We start from the raw sequence: 17,829 nt of genomic DNA, 5'->3' as shown, positions 1-17,829 counted from the left end.
GGTCGGCTCATGGCTCTCCCCACCGCAGCGATCACCGCGGGCTCCCTCATCGGCGGCTGGCAGGTCGCCCGCAGCACCGGAATCCGTCCGCTGGGCGGCGCGGTCCTGGCCGCCGGCGGCATCCTGGCCGGCCGGGAGTGGGCCCGCCGCACCAGCCCCGCCGTGACCGGCGCGCTGGTGGCGACGTATCTCGGCGCGTTCGGGCTGTCGCACCCGCTGGCCAGGAAGATCGGCGCGTGGCCGTCGGTGCTCGCCGTGTCGGCCGCGACGGCGGCGGCGTCCTACGTGCTCGCGGACCGGCGCTAGTCAGCTCCTCCAGAGGATGATGGGCTCGTTCTCGGCGGCGGCCGCCTGGAAGAGGGCGACCAGGTCGCCGTACGAGTCCTCCAGGTAGTCCAGCGCCAGGTCCTCGTCGCCGATCGCCTCCGGATAGGCGGTGGCGAGGGTCAGCTCGGCCGGATCGTAGTGCCGGGCCAGCGACGTGAACGGGGTACCGGACAGGAACCGGGCCGCGGCCGTCACCTGCTCCGCGGTGAGCAGGCGCGGAGCGTCCCGGCCCGGCGCGCCGGGGGCCAGCGGCTCACCGCCGGAGATCACGTCGACCGGCGGCGCCAGCTTCGACAGCAGGTGGCGCAGCCCGTCCCAGGCCTTGCCGGCGTCCAGGCCGCGGTCGTCCATTCGCAGGTCGTCGGCGTACTCGAGGGCCTCCGCCGGGGACTCCACGAGAAGGCCGCGGAGCTCGGCCAGCTCGTCCGGCCGCAGTCGGACATACGTGGTGATCACGCTCATGAGACTCGATCTCTCCCGTGGATGCCGGCGGTTCGCTGCCCGGCTTTCGCCGCTCAGCTTTTCGCTGCCCGGCGGGGCTGCCCGCAAGCGTGCTGGAGGCGGGCGGCCAGGTCAAGCGTGGATCTAGCGGGAGGGCCGCAGATAGCCGCGCAGGTAGGTGAGCGACTCCGGCAGATCCTCGCCGCGGCGTAGCTCGTCCACGTAGACCGCGATGTCGTACAGGGTCCAGCGGATCGGATAGAGATCCAGCGCGGTGTCCGAAATCGATCGGCCGGTCAGCTGCTCGTAGCGCCGCAGCACGAGGTCGTCGTCCCCGTCCGGCGCGGTCCCGGCCAGCTCGGCGAACCGCCGGGTCAGCATCCAGAGGTCGCGCTCGGCCGGGGCCACCGCCACGGTGTTCCAATCGATCAGGAAAAGACCCGATCCGGTACGCAGGAAGTTCCCTGGGTGGGGTTCCCCGTGGGTGACGACCCAGTCGGCCGGCTGCTCCGCCGCGAGCCGATCGTTGTCGGCCAGCCACCGGCGGACGTCGGACTCCCGGGCGGCCAGTAGCCGGCGGGTCTCCTCCGCGTACGGGCCGGCGTCCCAGGGCCGGTCCAGCTCGTTCAGCGCGGCCTCGAGCCGGTCCCGCTCCGGCACGTCGAGGTCGATCCGCGGCGCGACACCGGGATCGTCCATGCCGGCCCGATCGATCGCGGCGGTGGCGCCGTGCAGGCGGGCGAGCAGCTCGGCGATCTGCGGACGGTCGGCGGGGGGGCCACGGCGCGAAGTGCCCGGATTCGCCGTCGAGCAGCGGGTAGAGCGTCACGACGTACCGGGAAAGGAGCCGCCGCAGAACCGCCCCGGTCTCATCCGGCAGCGGGGCGAGGACGAAGTCGAGCCCGGAATCCTCGTGCAGCGAGAGCGCGGTGGCGAGCGAACGCCGGATCCGGTCGAGCTCGGCCTCCCGGCCGGCCGGGTCGAAACCGAGATCGTCGACCTTCACGAACCAGCGTCCCGCGACCGACCAGTGGTGGCTGCCCGCGCCCACCGGGAGGAAGACGACGTCCCGGGCCTCGACGCCCCAGCCCGCGCGCAGCGTCGCCAGCAGGTCGGTCTCGGACAGGTCGGGCGGCGGCTTACGCATGGGCGGCGATCCACTCGATCGCGGCCTCACCCTGCGCCGGCAGCACCGAGATGTGCCCGGCGCCCGGCGTGAGGCGCAGCTCGGCGTCCTTGATCAGCGCGGCCAGCCGGACACTGTGCGCGGCCGGGACCATGAGATCGGCCTCGCCGTGCGCCAGCAGCACCGGCGCCGTGATCGTGCCGGGGTCGAAGCCCCAGGGCCGGACGTAGGCGAGGTCGTCGTCGATCAGCGGGGCCGGACCGGCAGCGGCCGCGGGCTCGACGACCGAGCCGAACCAGCCCCACACGCCGTTCAAGGCGACCCAGTCCTCGGCCGTGAAGTCGACCTCGGTGACCGCCGGGTTCGCGGTGTAGGCCTCCTTCGCGGCCCGGCCGGCCGCCGCGGCCCTGAGCGAGGCGGCACTGCCCGGCCCCATCCCGGCGAACCAGTCCGAGCCGTCCTCCGTGCCCGCGGCGCCGGCTCGCGCCGGTCCCGCGGCGCTGGCTCGCGCCGGCTCGGCGGCGCCGGGCGCGGTGGGGAGGGCGGCGTCGCGGGGGGCCAGGCCGGCGATCGTGACGGCTGCGGTGACGCGGGTGGGGAGCAGGGCGGCGCAGGCGAGGGCGTGCGGGCCGCCGCCGGAGTGGCCCAGCACGGCGAAGCGCTCGATGCCCAGGGCGTCGGCCACCGCCGCGGCGTCGGTGGCCGCCGAGGCGACGGTGCGATCCGGGTTCGGCGCCGAACCGCCGTAGCCCGGCCGGTCGTAGGCGATGAAGCGGATCCCGGCGCGGCGGGCGGCCGGGAAGAGCGGGGCGGGCGGCGTACCGATGTTGGGGGTTCCGTGGTGCCACATGACGACCCGGTCGCCCTCGCCCCACGAGTAGGCGTGCAGGACCCGTCCGTTCGCCGATACATCGGTTTCGATCACCCGACCACAATAGGAAATTTCCCGTGGCGCGCTCCACATTTCCGGCGGCCGATGGCGTCTCGAGGGTGGAAGGGAGTGCCGGTGACGTTCGAGGAGTTTCTGGCCGCGCGGCTGGTCCCGCTGCTGCGGTACGCCACGGTGCTGGCCTGCGACCCGCACCTGGGCGAGGACATCGTGCAGGAGGTGCTCGCCCGCGCGCAGTCCCGCTGGGATCGGATCGCCGCCACGGACGTGCCCGAGGCGTACGTGAAACGCATGATCATCAACGAGCTGGCCTCCTGGCGGCGGCGCCGGGCCGCCCGGGTCGTGCCGCTGTCGCACGACGCCCTCGACGCCGTGGCGCACCCGTCCGGCGACGCCCAGTCCGAACTCGGCGAGCGGGACGCCATGATCCGGCGCATCGCCCGGCTCCCGGTGCGGCAGCGGATCGTGATCGCTTTGCGGTTCTACGAGGGACTCAGCGACCAGGAGATCGCCGACCTGCTCGGCTGCCGGCCCGCGACGGTCCGCAGCCACACGTCGCGCGCGCTGGCGAGCATGCGCGCCGACTTCCCCGCACCGACGACCCGGATCGGAGGCCGACGATGAATCTTCCCGTGATGTCTTCCCTGATCGGAGGCGGGCAGCCATGAACGAACAGAGCATCAGAGATGCGTACGAGGCGATCGCCGCGACGGCCGTCTCGCCCGAGCGGATACGCGCCCGCATCGGCGCCCGGGCCCGCGTGCACCGGCAGCGGCGGATGCTGCTGGCCGGCGCCGGGATGGCCACGGTCGCCGCCGCGGTGGGCGTGCCCCTGACTCTGCACGACCGGCGCGGTGAGTCCGAGCCACCCGCGCTCGGGCCGGTGCCCGAGGTGCCACTCCTGTACACGCCGGGATGGCTGCCGGACGGGGTGACGGAACGCTACCGGTCGGTCTCGTTCGACACCGTGACCGGGGAGGCGTTCGGCGCGACCCGGCGCTGGTATCCGGAGGACGCCCCCTACTCCGGCACGGTCCCCGCCGGCAGCGTCGGCCTCGTCGTCGGCGAGCGGATGGAACCGGAGACCAGTGAGCCGGTGACGGTCGGCACGGCGCGGGGCATCCGGTGGAACAGCGGCGACACGGCGTACGTGCAGTGGCAGCCGGAGGCCGGTCCGATGATCGTGGTGTCCGCGTACGGCACCGCCGACGACGAGGGCAACGCGCTGCGGATGGCGCGGTCGGTGACGCAGACGGCCGAGCGTGTGCCGATCACCCTGACCGTCACCCGGGACGCGCCCACCTCCGGGACCGCGGTGTTCGAGGTGTACCCGGCCGGCTTCCTGACGTACGAGGACGGCGTCCTGACGTACCCGGACGGCTGGCAACCCGCCGGGTACCAGTCGCTGTCGTACGACGGGCTGCTGCTCGCGACCTCGCCGCCGGAGACGGGCACGCCGTTCCAGGCGGTCGAGCGAGACGGCATCATGGTCTACCTGACCAGCGACTCCGGGATCGGCGCCGAGGAGTCGATGCGGATCCTGGAGCGGGTGCGATGCCGCCCGCCCGACCTGACCTGGGTCAGCTGAGCTCGCTCGAAGCCCCCGTTCTCGTCAGGAGGTGAGCTCCTTCAAGGCCCCGTCGAAGATCTCGTGGTGCCGGGAGACGTCGGCCATCGTCGTCTCCGGGCACATCAGCGCCATGTTGTGGAACGGGGTGAGCAGCACGCCCCGGTTCGCGAGGTAGACGTGCAGGAAGTCCTCCAGCTCGGCGTCGGCGCTGCGGGCCGACTCGGTGCCGTTGCGCGGGGCCGGATTCGCGAACCGGTACTCCACCCGCGCCCCGAGCCGGGAGACGGACCACGGGAGAGCGTACGCATTAATGATCTTCTGAATGCCGTCAGCGAACGCCGCCGCCGTCCCAATCATGTGATCGAAAGCGGACTCGGTGAGCACCTGCTGGAGCGTCGCGCGGGTCGCCGCCATGGACACCGGGTTGCCGGCCAGGGTGCCGCCGACGCCGCCCATGTCGACCAGGTCGAGATCGCCGCGGCCACTGAGCCGGTCCGCGAGATCGCGGGAGAGGCCGTAGGCGCCGACCGGCACGCCGCCGCCGATCGCCTTGCCGATCGTGACGACGTCCGGCTCCAGGTTCCAGAACGCGGTGGCGCCGCCCGGGCCGGCCGAGAACGTGTGCGTCTCGTCGTTGATCAGGTAGGTGCCGTACTTCCGGGTCAGCTCCCGCACCCCGGCCAGGTAGCCGTCCTCGGGCAGCACGATGCCGATGTTGGTGAGCGCCGGCTCCATCAGCACGGCCGCCACGTCACCGTGCGCCAGCTCGCGCTCCAGGCCCTCGAGGTCGTTGAACTCGGCGACCCGGCTCGTCGCGGTCACGTCCACCGGCGCGCCGACGTTCCCCTCGCGGCTCACGCCCCGGCCGTCCGGGCCGACCACGATCAGCGACTCGTCGACCGAGCCGTGGTAGCAGTAGCTGTTCACCAGGATCTTGGAACGGCCGGTGACCGCGCGCAGCAGCCGGATCGCCCAGCGGTTCGCGTCGGTAGCGGTCAGCGCGAAGCTCCACAGCGGCAGCCCGAACCGGCGGGCCAGCTCGGCGCCGGCGACCGCGGCGTCCTCGGTCGGCAGCATCGTGGACAGGCCGCCGAGCTCGCTGATCCGCCGGGTCACCGCCTCCGTCACCGGCGCGGGGGAGTGGCCGGCCATCGCGCCCGTGTCGCCGAGCGCGAAGTCGATGAACTCGTTGCCGTCGACGTCGGTGATCCGGTTCCCGCGCGCGGTCGCCAGATGGATCGGGAAACCGGCTGCCGTCTTGTTCATCCAGGTCATGGGCACACTGCCGAAAAGATGATCAGCTTTTTTGTACGCCGTAGCTGAACCGGGGTGCCGCTCGGCAAAAGCAGCGCGCTCCCGGGCAGCGAGCTTCTTCAGGTGAACGCGTTCGGAATCCGTCGACATGGCGCGACGCTACCAGGGAATAGTCACTTTTCAGAGGTCCGGAGCACGGTAACCGTACGTCCCCTCCCGTCCGTCACGTAGAGCCGCAGCCCGTCCGGGGAGATCGCCACGACCCGCGGGCTGTCCCCGACCTTGACCGTCGACACCACCTTCGCCTCGTCCAGGTCGATCACCGACAGGTTGTCCGAGCCCTCGTTCACCACGTAGGCGTGCTTGCCGTCGGTCGACGTCATGACGGCCTGCGGCTCCCTGCCGACGCTGATCTGCTTGATCTGGCGCATCGTCGCGGTGTCGAAGATCTGCACCTTGTCCAGGTCGTAGTTCGTGACGATCAGCTTCTTGCCGTCCGGCGTCAGCGCTATCGCGTGCGGCGTCTTCGCCACCTTGACGTTGCGCTGCACCAGCCGGTCCGCCGTGTCGATCACCGACACCTGCGCCGACTCGTGGTTGGCCGTGTAGGCGACCGTGCCGTCCGGCGAGAACGTCACCCAGTGCGGGTTCGGCGGCACCGAGATCCGCCCCGACTCGGTCAGCGACTGGTCGTCGTAGATCTCCACCCGCGCGCCGTTGTGGATCGGCACCCACACGTCGCCGTCCGGCCCGACCGCCGGCTCGAACGGCCGCGGCCCGGTGCGGATCGCCTTCACCAGTTTGCGGCTTCCCGTGTCGATCACGGCGAGCCCGTTGCCGGTGAAGTCGTTCTCGAACATGCTCGCGTACACCCGGCTCCCGTCCTGGGAGACCGCGATGAACCGCGGCGTGTTCGGCACCGGCACCTTGGTGATCTCCCGGCTGCCGACGTCGATGAAGTGCACGTCCTTCGAGTTCTGGTCGGCGACGTAGACGGTCTTGTTGTCCGGCGAGACCACGACGCCCTCGGGTTCCTGCCCGAGCGAGAATTTGTCGACGACGACGGGCTTGGTCAGCGAGGCCGGCACGTTCTCCGGCGGCTCGTTCGCAGGCGGCGGGGTGGTCTGCTGTCCCGGTTGCTCCTGCTGGCTCTGCTGGGGTTCGGCGGGCGGTGTCGCCGTGGTGTCGTCGCTCCTCAGCAGACGGACGCCGAGATAGCTGCCCGCCGCGAGAAGGACCACCGCGAGCAGGATGGCGAGAGCCATGCCGGTCTTGCGGCGCGGCTTTTCACCGTACGGGTCGTGCTCCGCCGGCACCGATCCCGGCGGCGACCCGGGCGGCGGGGCTCCGGGCGGCAGCGATCCAGGTGGCAGCGATCCGGGTTGCGCCGTGCCGCGGACGGTCGCCGGATACCCGGCCGCCGGCGTGGCCGGATAACCGGGCATAGCGTCCTGCGGATAGGTCGCCGGGGTGGCCGGCCAGTCGTTCGTGGACTGCCACCCGGCGCCGGCCGGGGAAGCCGGCCAGGTGGAGACGCGCGCGGTCGGCTGCCCCCAGGGGTCGGCGGGCGCCTGGCTCTCCGAGGGCGCTTGCGGTTGCTCGGCGGGCCATTGCTGCTGGGGTTGCTGAGCTGCCGGGGTGGCGGGCCACTGGTTTTGTTGCGGGCTGGTCGTCTGGTCTTGTGGCGGGCTGGTCGTCTGGTTTTCCAGCGGGCTGGTCGTCTGACTTTGTTGCGGGCTGGTCGTCGCCCACGGGTCGTCGGGAGTCGTGGCGGGCCAGGGGTTGGGCTGACCCGAGGTGGGCGTCGACGGCCAAGGGTTGGGCCGGCCTGAAGTGGGTGCCGACGGCCAGGCGTTCGGCTGGCCCGACGTGGGTGCGGAAGGCGGCCAGGGCTGCGCGGACGCTCCCGAAGTCGGTGCGGCCGGCGGCTGGGCGGGCCATTGCGGGCCGGCTCCCGAGGTCGGAGCGGGGCTGTTCGAGCCCGCGCCGGACGTGGGGCCCGCGCTGGAGGTGGGACCCGCTCCTGCCCACGGATCGTCGGAACCGGGGCCGCCGCCGGGCCAGCCCGAAGTAGGCGCCGGGGTGGCGGGCCAGGGCCGGTTGGAGGGATCGGTGGGTACCGGCCGGGCCGGCAGCGGATCCGTGATGTCGGCGTCGGCGGGGTGCGAGCCCGATCGGGTGGGAGGGGTCAGCCAGGGGTCGCCGGCCACACCGTGATGGCTCGGGCCGGGCCACGGCTGGGTAGGAGTCGGTTCCTCGATGGGCGGCGCGGCGGGAGATTTCGCAGCTGCGGCGGGCTCCGGCGTGGGTTGAGGCTCGGAGCTCTCCGCCGGCTCGGCGGTGGTCGGTTGTTGTTGACTTCGCAGCCAGGCGGCGCCTGCCACGGAACCCGACGGCCACGAACCGGCCGCGCTCCAACCCTGGTAGCCGGTCGAACCGGGTTCAGCAGGTGCTTGTTCCTCCGGCGCTGGTGACTCGGCACTCGGGTTTGCGGGGCTCGGCGTCTCGGCGCTCGGGTCGCCGGCGGTCTCGGGGGTGGGCTCTTCTGCGTCGGCGGACGGTTCCGGAGGCTCCGTCTGGTGCTGCTGCGCGGGCTGGTGCTCCTGCGCGGTCTCTTCCTGCGGTGCGGTTTCGTTCGAGGGCTCGGTGGTGCCCGGTTGGCCGGGTGGTGCCGGCCAGCCGTTCGACGTCTGGTGCTGCCGTTGTTCTGGCACCCCGCCGTTCCCCGTGTCCTCCTTGCCCGCGTCTGCCGGTACGCCCGGTGACTCCGCCGTCCCGGGCGCCGCCGCAGACGGGGACGTGCCGTTTGCGGGCGCTGCCGTCCACGCTACGGAAGCCGGTTGCGCCGTGGTGGCCGTACCCTCGGGCTCGGCCGGAACCGGACCCCGGGATTGTGGCGGCGGCGAACTCCAGCCGAAACCCCCACCGTTGGCGCTCGGCCAGCCGCCGCCGTCCGGAGGAGGGGCCTGCCGGGGAGCGGGAGGCCCACCAGCCGGGGCAGGCGGGCCGCTCGCGGGAGCAGGGGCCGAGGGGGCGCCGCCGACGGGATCAGGGGCCGAGGGGGCGCCGCTGACGGGGGAGCCGGCGGGGCGGTCGTTCGCGGGGGGATTCATCGGGGGGTCGCTCGCAACTGCTTCTTCTGCGGGACCGGTGTCGGCGGTCGGGGTGAGAGGAGGCGGGGGCGCCGGGGTGCCGTTCGTCGTTTCAGGCACGCTTGGAGTGGGGCTCGTCTGCGGCGGAACGGGGTCGGCGACCACTGAAGCCGGACCCGCCTGCAGCGGAATCGGATCACGTCGTGCGGGCACCGGATCCGTCCACGCGGGGACCGGGTCGACCGGCGCGGGGACTGGGCCCGTCGGCGGCAGGGCGTGCTGCCACCCGGCGGCGCCGGCGGCCACCGGAAGCTCGGCGGCGGGCCGGGCCCCGTTCACCCCCGGCGTGGGCGTGAACCCGCCGGTGGCCTCCAACTCGTCGGAGACCTCGCCGGTCACGACGAGCCGCGCCGCGCCGGCCGGGCCCTCCAGGGTGACGACCCCGTCGAGGCGGCCGGCCGTCGGGAACCAGGACACCTTCAGCACGCTGCCCTCGAGTCGGGCGTGCAGGCCTTCGACCGAGCTCGTCACCGCCGAGGCGACGGTCAGCGGCGGGCCCTGTACCGGTACGCCGGCGGCCAGTTGACGCGTACCCGGTGGAACGCGCCCGAAATCGAGGGCGGGTTCGGTCAACCGTACGGATGTGCGTCTCAACGCGGCCGCAGCCGCGGCAGCCACCCGGCCCTCACCGGTGGTCATGCGCCGCAGGGTCTCGCGGGCTTCGACGGCGCGGGTGAGATCGCCGCCCGCCGCGGCCGTGGCGAGCGCCGCGATCATCGTCATCTGGTCGGAGCCGGGCCGGCGGACGCGGGAGACGTAGGGCTGGCGGCCCGATCCGAAGACCCATTGGCGTACGCCGGGATCGCGCTCGCGCAGGTGGTCGTGGAGTTCGCCGACGCTGACGAAGCCGTCGCGATCACGGTCGGCGCCGCCGTTGCGGATGCCGTCGGCGATCATGCCGGCGAAGGTGGGCGGCTCGGGGCGCGCGGTCGTCGCGATCACGACCCGGCTCTGCCACTCGGCAGTCCGCGCCGCGCGGAAGTGGTGGCCGGCGTCGACCGGCCCGCCGGTGCGCCCGTCGAGCAGCACCACGGCCTGGCCGGCGCGGCTGCGCTGCATCATCGTCGCGATCTGCGCGACGTCGACGGCGGTCTCGGCCGGGCGGGCCATCGCGGTGTCGGTGCCGGCGAGGTAGAGCCCGCCGCCCGGCCCGGTCAGCATGATCCCGCGGAAGTAGAGCAGGACCAGGTCGTCAGGGTCGCGCCCCTCGAACAGCGCCGTGATCCGCGCCTGCGCCTCGGCGGCGCCGGCGTCGTGCAGGAACGCCACGTCGAATCCGCCGAGCCCGCCGTCGCGCAGCGCGTCACAGAGCACGGGAACGTCGGCGGTCGGCACCGCGAACCTGCGCAGAACAGGATCGTCCTGGTGCTCGACCGTCACCACCACTGCCAGTCGTCGGCCGCTCATCGCATCACCCTTCACCCATGGTGCGATGCCGGAGGCTACCGACGAAACCCCTCGATGACTACGAAACGCCATCACCCGGAGACGGAGAGTTGTTGATCTCGGGGGTGCATCAGGGGGTTTTCAAGGCGATCTACCTGCGGTGATGTTGCTCTTGGAGCGGGTTTTGCAGGCTACGGCGAATTCACCGGATTCAGTGGATCTGGCACGCTGACGGATATCTGTCAGCTTGTCCCAGGATCGCGTCCCGGTTGCGGCGCGGACCGGTGTGTCGACTTCGGGTGCGGATCGCGCCTCAGCTCAACACGCTGTGGCCGTTCCCGTTTCGTGTGTCGAGTTGCGGTCGCGCGGTGGGTGGCGCCGCTTCGTGTGTTGACTTCGGGTGCGGATCGCGCCTCAACTCAACACGCTGTGGCCGTTCCCGTTTCGTGTGTTGAGTTGCGGTCCGGATCGCGCCTCAGCTCAACACGCGGGAGGGCGGTCGTCCACAGGCGCGCTCCGAAGATCGCCGGGAACTGTCACCTTGGCACGATGCTTGAACCGGACGACTTCGCCGAGCTGTGCTTCCAGCAGTCCGGCGTGCTGACCACCGACCAGGCGGTACGCCTGCTGACCAGGGGCGTCGTCCGCGGACACCTCAACGCGGGGCGCTGGCGTCGCATCTGCCGGGGCGTCCTCACCACGACGAACGGCGTCCTCGATCGCCGCCGCCAGATGTGGGCGGCGGTTCTGACGGCCGGCCCGGAGGCGTTGCTCGGTGGCGTGACGGCCCTGACCGAGGCGGGCGTCCGGGGTCTGCGCGAGACGTCGCTCCGGGTGGTGGTGCCGGCCGCCACGAGCAGGAGCCTCCGCCTGCCGACGATGCCGCCGGACATGCCGCCGATCCGCCTGACGCGTACTCGAATCCTCCCGGACGAGCACCGCGGCCGAGGCAGTCCGCCGCGGATGGTCACGTGCCGGGCGCTGGTCGACGCCGCGGCCTGGGCGCCGAGCGAGGACGCCGCCCGGACGATCATCGCGGCGACGTTTCAGCAGCGTCGCGTGGTTGCCGACGACGTGCTCGGCGTGCTCGCCGCGAGGAGACGATTGCCGCGACTCGCGTTGATCAAGCGCACGGTCCTCGACGTCGCCGGCGGCGCGCAGGCGTTGTCGGAGATCGACTTCGCGGCGTTGTGCCGGCGGTCGAGACTTCCCGCTCCCGATCTTCAGCGGCCGCGGAGGGAGGCCTCGGGGCGGTTACGGTATCTGGATGCTTACTGGCCGCGCTGGCGGCTGCACGTCGAGATCGACGGCGCACATCACCTCGAGGCACGACAGTGGGCCGAGGACATGCTGCGGCAGAACCAGTTGTGGATCTCCGGCGATCGGGTGCTGCGATTCCCGGCCGGGTTGATCCGCTCCCGGCCGGACGTGGTGATCGGGCAGCTGCGGTCGGCGCTGGAGGCCGCCGGCTGGCGGAACTGATCGCCCTAGGGTGATCAGGAACGGTCAGACCAGCAGGTCGATGGTCTGGTGCGCGGCGCGGATCCGGGCCAGGTCGCCGGCCCGCGCGGCCTCGATGCGGGAGACCTCGAAGGCGGCGTTCTGGATCGTCGCGCGGATGGCGGTGACGGTGCCGGGGTCGGCGTCGCCGGCGGTCAGCGACTCGGCCAGCTTGGTCCGGCTGCTCTGGAGGCGGCTCCAGGCCACGGCGCTGCTCCAGGTGGATGCGGTCGCGGAGCTGACGTTCATCGGGACTCCTGAAGGGGGGTGGTGCCGGTGGGGACGATCCCGAACATCGTCCGTACCGCTCCTGACCTGCAACTTTCCCGAGTGAGCTATGCAACAGCTGTGCAACCTGTGCGGTTGCTGAACAAACGGAAGACCGCGATCGGGTACGAGGGGAGCACCCGATCGCGGCCGGTTCCGGTCGTCAGCTCTTGACGGCGGCGAGTTCGCGCGCCTTCTCGGGCCAGGTCGACAGGGTCGGGGCGAGGCGCATGCCGGCGTCGGTGACGGCCTGCTTCAGCGTGGCGATGTCGGAGTCGGCGAGCTTCGCGTAGGTGGTGATGCCCGCGGCAGCCAGCGCCATGGCCATTTTCGGTCCGATGCCGGCGATCTTCGTGAGGTCGTCGGGCTCCGGGACGTCGGCCGGAACAGCAGCGGCGATCTCGGCCGGGGTGAGAGGTGCGGCCTCAGGCTCGTCGTCGCTCTCGGCGGCGAGGGTGATCGGCTCGGCGGCGGCGACCGGCTCGGCGGCGGCGACGGGCTCGGCGGCGGCAACAGGCTCGGCGGCGGCGACGGGCTCGGGTACGGCGACCGGCTCCGGGGCAGCGACGGGCTCGGGGGCAGCGACGGGCTCCGGGGCAGCGACGGGCTCGGGTGCGGCGACGGGCTCGGGGGCAGCCACGGGCTCGGCAGCGACGACCGGCTCCGGCGCGGCGACGGGCGCAGGAGCGGCGACCGGCTCGGGCTCGGCAACCGGCTCGGGCTCGGCGGCGGCAGGAGCGACCGGCTCGTCGACGACCGGGGTGGCGGGGGCGGCGGGCTCGGTGACGACAGCCGTCTCGGGCTCGGCTGCGGCAACCGGCTCGGCCGCGACGGCCTCATCCTCCGGCGTGGACTGCTTGGACTCGGAAGGCGTGACGGGTGCGACCTCGTCCTCAGCGGAGGAGGACGCAGCCGGCTCGGTGACGGCGACAGCGGCGGGAGCGGCCGCGGCGGGGGCTGCGGCGGCGGCAGGAGCTGCGGCAGGAACGGGGTCGGCAGGCGACGGAGCCGGCTTGGCGGCGCCGAGGCGTCCCTTGATCAGCCAGCCGGCTACAACGCCGATCACGAGCCCGGCAACAAAGTAGAGGAATGATGCCATATCGGGCCTCCGGACAGGAGATGGGGGTGCATGTGGTAGCGGGCAGCTTTCCACATGCCCCGACGGCATCAGGAAGAGGGTGTCACCTCGACAAACTCGGCACGAACCGGTTCGCCGCATAGGTGGCGGCCCACAGCACCACACCGATGAGCAGCAGCACCCCGGCCACCCGGTAGTCGGCCGTGGCCCGGCCGGAGAGCGGGCTGGCGAGGAACGCGCAGGCCAGCGCGCCCAGCACCGGGATGACCGTGGGCGCCTTGAAGTGGTCGTGATCGACCGGGTCGCGGCGCAGCACCAGGACCGCCACGTTCACCACGGTGAACACGCAGAGCAGCAGCAGCGCGGTGGTGCCGCCGAGCGCGGTCAGGTCGGCGAACCAGATTAGCCCGAACGCGATGACCGTGGTGAAGACGATGCCCACCCACGGGGTGCGCCGGGTCCGGTGCACCCGGCCGAGGACCCGGGGCAGGACCCGCTCGTTTGCCATGCCGTAGAGCAGCCGGCTCGCCATCATCATGTTGATCAGCGCCGAGTTGGCGACCGCGAACATCGTGATGAAGGCGAAGATCCCGAGCGGGAACGCCGGCGCGCCGGCCTCGACCACCTTGAGCAGCGGGGTGTCGCCGGACCCGAGGTCCTCGGGCGAGACCAGGGCGACCGCCGAGATGGCGACCAGCACGTAGATGAGCCCGGTTATGCAGAGCCCGGTGAGCATGACCTTCGGGAAGATCCGTACGGGGTCACGCGTCTCCTCGGCCATGTTCACCGAGTCCTCGAACCCGACCATCGCGAAGAACGCGAGCGCCGTGCCGGCGGTGACCGACAGCGTGATGCTCTCGCCCTCCGGGGTGTTGAACTCGGTGAGCCGGGACAGGTCGCCGTCGCCGCCGCCGAGCGCCCACGCGCCGATGAAGATGACGATCAGCAGACCGGTCAGCTCGACGCAGGTGAGCACGACGTTCGCCTTGACGCTCTCGCCGACGCCCCGGAAGTTGATCAGCGCGACGAGGGTGATGAACCCGAGCGCGACCGCGGTCAGCGCGAACCCGTCGCCGAGGGACAGGTCGAACGCCTCGGCGAAGTTCCCGGCGAACGCCTTGGACGCGCTGGACGCCGAGGTCAGCCCGGAGCACATCACCGCGAAGGTGACCATGAAGGTGAGGAAGTGGATTCCGAACGCCTTGTGCGTGTAGAGCGCCGCACCGGCCGCGCGCGGGTACTTGGTGACCAGCTCCAGATAGCTGAACGCGGTCAGCAACGCGACCACGAACGCCAGCAGGAACGGCAGCCAGACGGCGCCGCCCACCTCGTTCGCGACCTTCCCGGTCAGCGCGTAGACGCCGGTGCCGAGGATGTCGCCGACCACGAACAGCAGCAGCAACGCGGGCCCGATGACCCGGTTGAGCGTGGGCTGTTCCTGTTCGGTATCAGTCATGTCCGCCACCTCCCGTAGAACGGGTCCACTGCGGAACAGTGACGTTACCCGTACCTTGAGTCACGGGAAACCTGGGAGGACATCATGCGTATCGTGCTCGCCGCCAACCCCGAGGCCGATCAGCCGTGGGTGACCGACGCGGCCGCCGACCTGGTCCGGCAGACCGGTGCCACGGTCGCGGTGGTGGCGGTCGACGAGTTGGAGATCGAACATCTGGCGCCGCTGCCGCGCAGCGTCTACACCGAACGCGCGGAGAGGGCGAAGGAGGCCGCCGTGCGGCGGCTCGCCGAGGCGGGGATCGAGGCGACGGGTACGGTCCTGCCGGGCCGCCCGGTCGACCAGATCATCCGATTCGGGGAGGAGCAGTCCGCCGACCTGATCGTGGTCGGCTCGAGCGTGCGTCCCCTGGTGGCTCAGCGGCTGCTTGGAAGCGTGCCGCTGAGCCTGATCCAGAGGGCCGGCCGCCCGGTGCTCGTGGTGACGCACCCGGCGACCGGGGATTGACCTACGGGTAGTCGACCACGTAGACCGGCTGGCCCACCTTCGTCATGTCCGCCGCCTCACCGACGCCGTTCACCACGTGGTTGATGACGCCGGCGCTGAGGTTGACGGTCATGATGTGGTGCAGCTTGACGCCCGGGGTCTTCGGAACCTCGAACCCGTTCTCGGTCTCGATCGACGGGTTGTTCTGGTTGAAGACGTAGACGCCGCCGCCGTACAGGTTGTGCTTCTTGACCTTGGAGCCCACCTTGTAGCCGGCGTAGCCCTTCGTGGACCCGTTCATCCAGTCGGCCTGCGTCGGCGGGTCGTACGGCAGTTCGTTCTGGTACAGCACGGTCGTGCCCCGCTCGCCGTTCCAGACGGTGTTGTACTTCTGGAAGTGCTCGACGAACAGGCCGGTCGCGGTGACGTCGTCGCCGTTGATGACCGCGCCGTACCGTCCGGTGTTGGTCCTCCACCGGTCGGTGTCGCCGTTCACGCCCTCGGTGAAGCCCTCGACGCCGTGGTCCCCGCGCCACACCCAGGTGTGGTCGATGAGCACGTCGTCGCTGTTCACCTCGAGCGCGATGTTCGTCTTGCCGATGTGCGGGCCGCCGACCCGGAAGTACACGTCGCTCAGCGTCGTCGGGTTGCTCGGCGACGAGATGCCGAGGCCGTGCTTCTTTCCGACGCGGAGCAGGACCGGCGACTCCTTGGTGCCGGCGTCGACGGTCACGCCGGCCACGATGACGCCGGGCACGTCCGCGACGTCGAGCGGGATCGAGCCGTTGACCGCGGTGAGGGTCGCGTGGCCGATGCCGAGGACGACCGTGTTCGGTCGCCACACCTCGATGCTGCGGGCGATGTCGTACACGCCCGGGGTCAGGAGCAGGTGCTTACCGAGCGCGAGCGCCAGGTTGATCTTCGCTACCGAGTCGCCCGGCTTCGCGATGTAGAAGTCGGAGAGCGGAAGCGTACGGCCGGGGCCGTCGAAGGAGGTGCCGCTCGTGTTGCGCTGAGCGGCCGGAACCTTCACCTGCCACTTGCCCTTGGAGTCGACGAAGAGGAACGGCTTCTCCCGGCTGACCGGGGTCTTCTCCAGGGTGGTGTACTGCGGGTCCGGGAACGTGGAGTCGTCGGGCGCGCCGACGACACCGGAGAACACCTGGTTCCAGACCGCGTTCGACCAGCTCGCCACCTCGCTGTTGCGGGTGAGCCACTGCTGCTGCGAGCCGTTGGTGGTGGCCGGCAGCTTGGAGTTGGCGATGAAGCCACCGCTGGCGTACTGCGGGCCGGCGGTGCAGTAGTCCATCAGCGATAGCCCGCCGCCGGTGAACTGGACCCGGCGCATGGAGACGGCCTGCGAGACGGCCCAGAAGTTGGCCGTCTGCCGGCAGCCGTCCTGCCCGGCTCCGTTGATGTTGACGGTCAGGTTGGAGATGGTGCGCCAGAAGTTGACCAGCGCGATGCAGTTGGGGTTGGCCGGGTCGGCGCTGAGGCAGCGGTTGTAGACCTCCACCTTGCCGTTGATCACCACATCGCCGGGGTCGGCGCCGAGACCGGTGATCTCGGTGTAGTAACCGACCTGGAACTGCAGCGGCTTGTCCGCGGTGCCGTACGTTCCGGGCTTGAACAGGAACGCGTACCGCTGCGTGCCCATCTCGTTGTTGACCTGCTGGGCATGCGTGGCGTCCAGCTTGGCCTGGATCTCACTGACCGGCATGCTGGGATCGAAAACGGTCACGTTGGCGCCGAGGTTCGGCGTTGCCGACGACGAGGTGGCGGCGGCCGGGCTGCCGGTGGCGCCGGCTGCCGCGAGTGCCAGGCCGAGGGCGAGCGCACCGGCGGTTATCCGGCGGATTCGCGTCATGCGGAGGGTTCCCTTCCGTAACAAGATCGCAATGATCCCGGTCACAGAAGCAATCGGCGGAGCTCCATGTCAAGCGCCTCGATCCGGCATACCGCCGCACATCCGGACGAGACCCCTAGGTTCCGGAACTTCGAAGCCCCGAAACCGGTTCCGCAACCGTTCCCGGACGGCATTTTTCTTTGGGTACGAGGGGAGCACGGCACTCAGGACGGGGGCGCCGCGAACACGACCACGTTGTCCCGATAGCTCCGTTTGCTCCGGTCGAAGCTGCCGCCGCACGTGATCAGCCGGAGCTCGGCCCGATCGACCGCGCCGTAGACGTCGCCGCTCGGGAACGCGTGCTTCGGATAGGTGGCGACCCGGTACACCTCGAACTTCGCCGTCGATCCGTCCTTCCGTCGTACCGAAATGGTGTCTCCCAAAGCGAGCTCGCGAAGCCGGTAGAAGACCGCCGGCCCCTCACGCGCCGAGTCGACGTGTCCGGTCATGACGGCCGCCCCGGCCTCACCCGGCGTGGGTGAGCCGCGGTACCACCCGGCCGGAGCGTCCGCTCTGAGCGGCGGAACCTCCAGAGTCCCGTCCTCCCGGAGTCCGAGACTGTTCACCGCCGTCTTGAGCCCCACGGCGGGGATCTCCAGCCGGACCGGTTCCGAGCGTTTCATCCCCTTCGCGGTGCGGGGCTTCGGCGCGGTCGACGGGGGAGCCGGCACGGAGTCGCTCTCCTGATCAGAATCGGTCACCGCTGGTGCGGCTCCATCGGTCGCGCCGGCCTTCTTCGACGCCACGGGGCTCGACGTCACGAGGCCGGCCTGCGCGGGGCTGGCCTGCGCGGGACTGGACGTCGCGGGGCTGGGCGTCGCGGGGCTGGGCGTCGCGGGGCTGGGCGTCACGGAATCGGGGCCGGGCTCCTGGGCGGCGACCGGAGGCAGGGTGGACGCCTCGGACCGCAGGCCCATCGCCGTACTGGTGACGCCGAGCACCCCGAGCAGGGCGGCCAGGGCCGCGGCGCGGCGGTCGCGGATCCGGGGCATCG

The 17,829-nt window shown here is 71.5% G+C and carries 15 protein-coding genes; 5 read left to right on the top strand and 10 right to left on the bottom strand.

Going from position 1 to position 17,829, the window contains the following annotated elements:
• The first annotated feature begins 9 nt into the window (after positions 1 to 9).
• Positions 10 to 306, top strand: coding sequence for a hypothetical protein (locus AB0G10_RS40410; RefSeq protein ID WP_360934854.1), 297 nt, complete (start codon positions 10 to 12; stop codon positions 304 to 306).
• Here the strand turns inward: AB0G10_RS40410 and AB0G10_RS40405 are convergent, their stop codons facing one another.
• The 3 genes from AB0G10_RS40405 to AB0G10_RS40395 all read right to left on the bottom strand — a co-directional run bounded on the left by AB0G10_RS40405 (position 307) and on the right by AB0G10_RS40395 (position 2,819).
• Positions 307 to 789, bottom strand: coding sequence for a DUF1877 family protein (locus AB0G10_RS40405; protein ID WP_360934851.1), 483 nt, complete (start codon positions 787 to 789; stop codon positions 307 to 309).
• Between the two features lie 123 nt (positions 790 to 912).
• Positions 913 to 1,515 carry a phosphotransferase gene (locus AB0G10_RS40400; protein ID WP_360935203.1) on the bottom strand — a complete coding sequence of 201 codons (603 nt, stop codon included), beginning with the start codon at positions 1,513 to 1,515 and terminating at the stop codon, positions 913 to 915.
• A gap of 392 nt (positions 1,516 to 1,907) precedes the next feature.
• Positions 1,908 to 2,819 carry an alpha/beta hydrolase gene (locus AB0G10_RS40395; RefSeq protein WP_360934848.1) on the bottom strand — a complete coding sequence of 304 codons (912 nt, stop codon included), beginning with the start codon at positions 2,817 to 2,819 and terminating at the stop codon, positions 1,908 to 1,910.
• An 81-nt stretch (positions 2,820 to 2,900) separates the two neighbouring features.
• Here AB0G10_RS40395 and AB0G10_RS40390 point away from each other — a divergent pair, with 81 nt between their 5' ends.
• Complete coding sequence (locus tag AB0G10_RS40390) at positions 2,901 to 3,407, top strand: SigE family RNA polymerase sigma factor (RefSeq protein WP_360934845.1); 507 nt, start codon at positions 2,901 to 2,903, stop codon at positions 3,405 to 3,407.
• Between the two features lie 40 nt (positions 3,408 to 3,447).
• Positions 3,448 to 4,371: a hypothetical protein gene (locus AB0G10_RS40385; protein ID WP_360934842.1), complete on the top strand. Its 924-nt coding sequence runs from the start codon at positions 3,448 to 3,450 to the stop codon at positions 4,369 to 4,371.
• A 24-nt stretch (positions 4,372 to 4,395) separates the two neighbouring features.
• On the opposite strand, the gene AB0G10_RS40380 is transcribed toward AB0G10_RS40385, so the two are convergent.
• A complete protein-coding gene (locus AB0G10_RS40380; RefSeq protein WP_360934839.1) occupies positions 4,396 to 5,757 on the bottom strand; it encodes a transaminase in 1,362 nt (453 codons plus the stop codon).
• Positions 5,758 to 5,780: 23 nt separating this feature from the next.
• Positions 5,781 to 10,166 carry a beta-propeller fold lactonase family protein gene (locus tag AB0G10_RS40375; protein WP_360934836.1) on the bottom strand — a complete coding sequence of 1,462 codons (4,386 nt, stop codon included), beginning with the start codon at positions 10,164 to 10,166 and terminating at the stop codon, positions 5,781 to 5,783.
• A 528-nt stretch (positions 10,167 to 10,694) separates the two neighbouring features.
• On the opposite strand from AB0G10_RS40375, the gene AB0G10_RS40370 reads away from it, so the two are divergent.
• Entirely contained in the window at positions 10,695 to 11,627 is a 933-nt protein-coding gene (locus tag AB0G10_RS40370; RefSeq protein ID WP_360934833.1) for a DUF559 domain-containing protein, read from the top strand.
• Between the two features lie 24 nt (positions 11,628 to 11,651).
• Here AB0G10_RS40370 and AB0G10_RS40365 read toward each other — a convergent pair whose 3' ends face one another.
• From AB0G10_RS40365 to AB0G10_RS40355, 3 genes are all read right to left on the bottom strand, one after another.
• A complete protein-coding gene (locus AB0G10_RS40365) occupies positions 11,652 to 11,894 on the bottom strand; it encodes a hypothetical protein (RefSeq protein WP_360934830.1) in 243 nt (80 codons plus the stop codon).
• Positions 11,895 to 12,075: 181 nt separating this feature from the next.
• Positions 12,076 to 13,011 carry a helix-hairpin-helix domain-containing protein gene (locus AB0G10_RS40360; protein ID WP_360934827.1) on the bottom strand — a complete coding sequence of 312 codons (936 nt, stop codon included), beginning with the start codon at positions 13,009 to 13,011 and terminating at the stop codon, positions 12,076 to 12,078.
• Positions 13,012 to 13,093: 82 nt separating this feature from the next.
• On the bottom strand, positions 13,094 to 14,446 hold the full coding sequence (locus tag AB0G10_RS40355; protein WP_360934824.1) for an APC family permease: 1,353 nt from the start codon (positions 14,444 to 14,446) through the stop codon (positions 13,094 to 13,096).
• An 84-nt stretch (positions 14,447 to 14,530) separates the two neighbouring features.
• Here AB0G10_RS40355 and AB0G10_RS40350 point away from each other — a divergent pair, with 84 nt between their 5' ends.
• Complete coding sequence (locus tag AB0G10_RS40350; protein ID WP_360934821.1) at positions 14,531 to 14,950, top strand: universal stress protein; 420 nt, start codon at positions 14,531 to 14,533, stop codon at positions 14,948 to 14,950.
• A 1-nt stretch (position 14,951) separates the two neighbouring features.
• On the opposite strand, the gene AB0G10_RS40345 is transcribed toward AB0G10_RS40350, so the two are convergent.
• On the bottom strand, positions 14,952 to 16,796 hold the full coding sequence (locus AB0G10_RS40345; protein WP_360934818.1) for a glycosyl hydrolase family 28-related protein: 1,845 nt from the start codon (positions 16,794 to 16,796) through the stop codon (positions 14,952 to 14,954).
• A 203-nt stretch (positions 16,797 to 16,999) separates the two neighbouring features.
• The gene (locus AB0G10_RS40340) at positions 17,000 to 17,827 is read right to left on the bottom strand and encodes a class F sortase (RefSeq protein WP_360934815.1); all 828 of its coding nucleotides are present in this window, start codon (positions 17,825 to 17,827) and stop codon (positions 17,000 to 17,002) included.
• Positions 17,828 to 17,829 lie beyond the last annotated feature (2 nt).

This window comes from Actinoplanes sp. NPDC023714 (genome assembly GCF_040639855.1).
Lineage (GTDB): Bacteria > Actinomycetota > Actinomycetes > Mycobacteriales > Micromonosporaceae > Actinoplanes.
The sequence above is the reverse complement of the archived record's forward strand: the minus strand, read 5'-3'. Positions and strand labels throughout refer to the sequence as shown.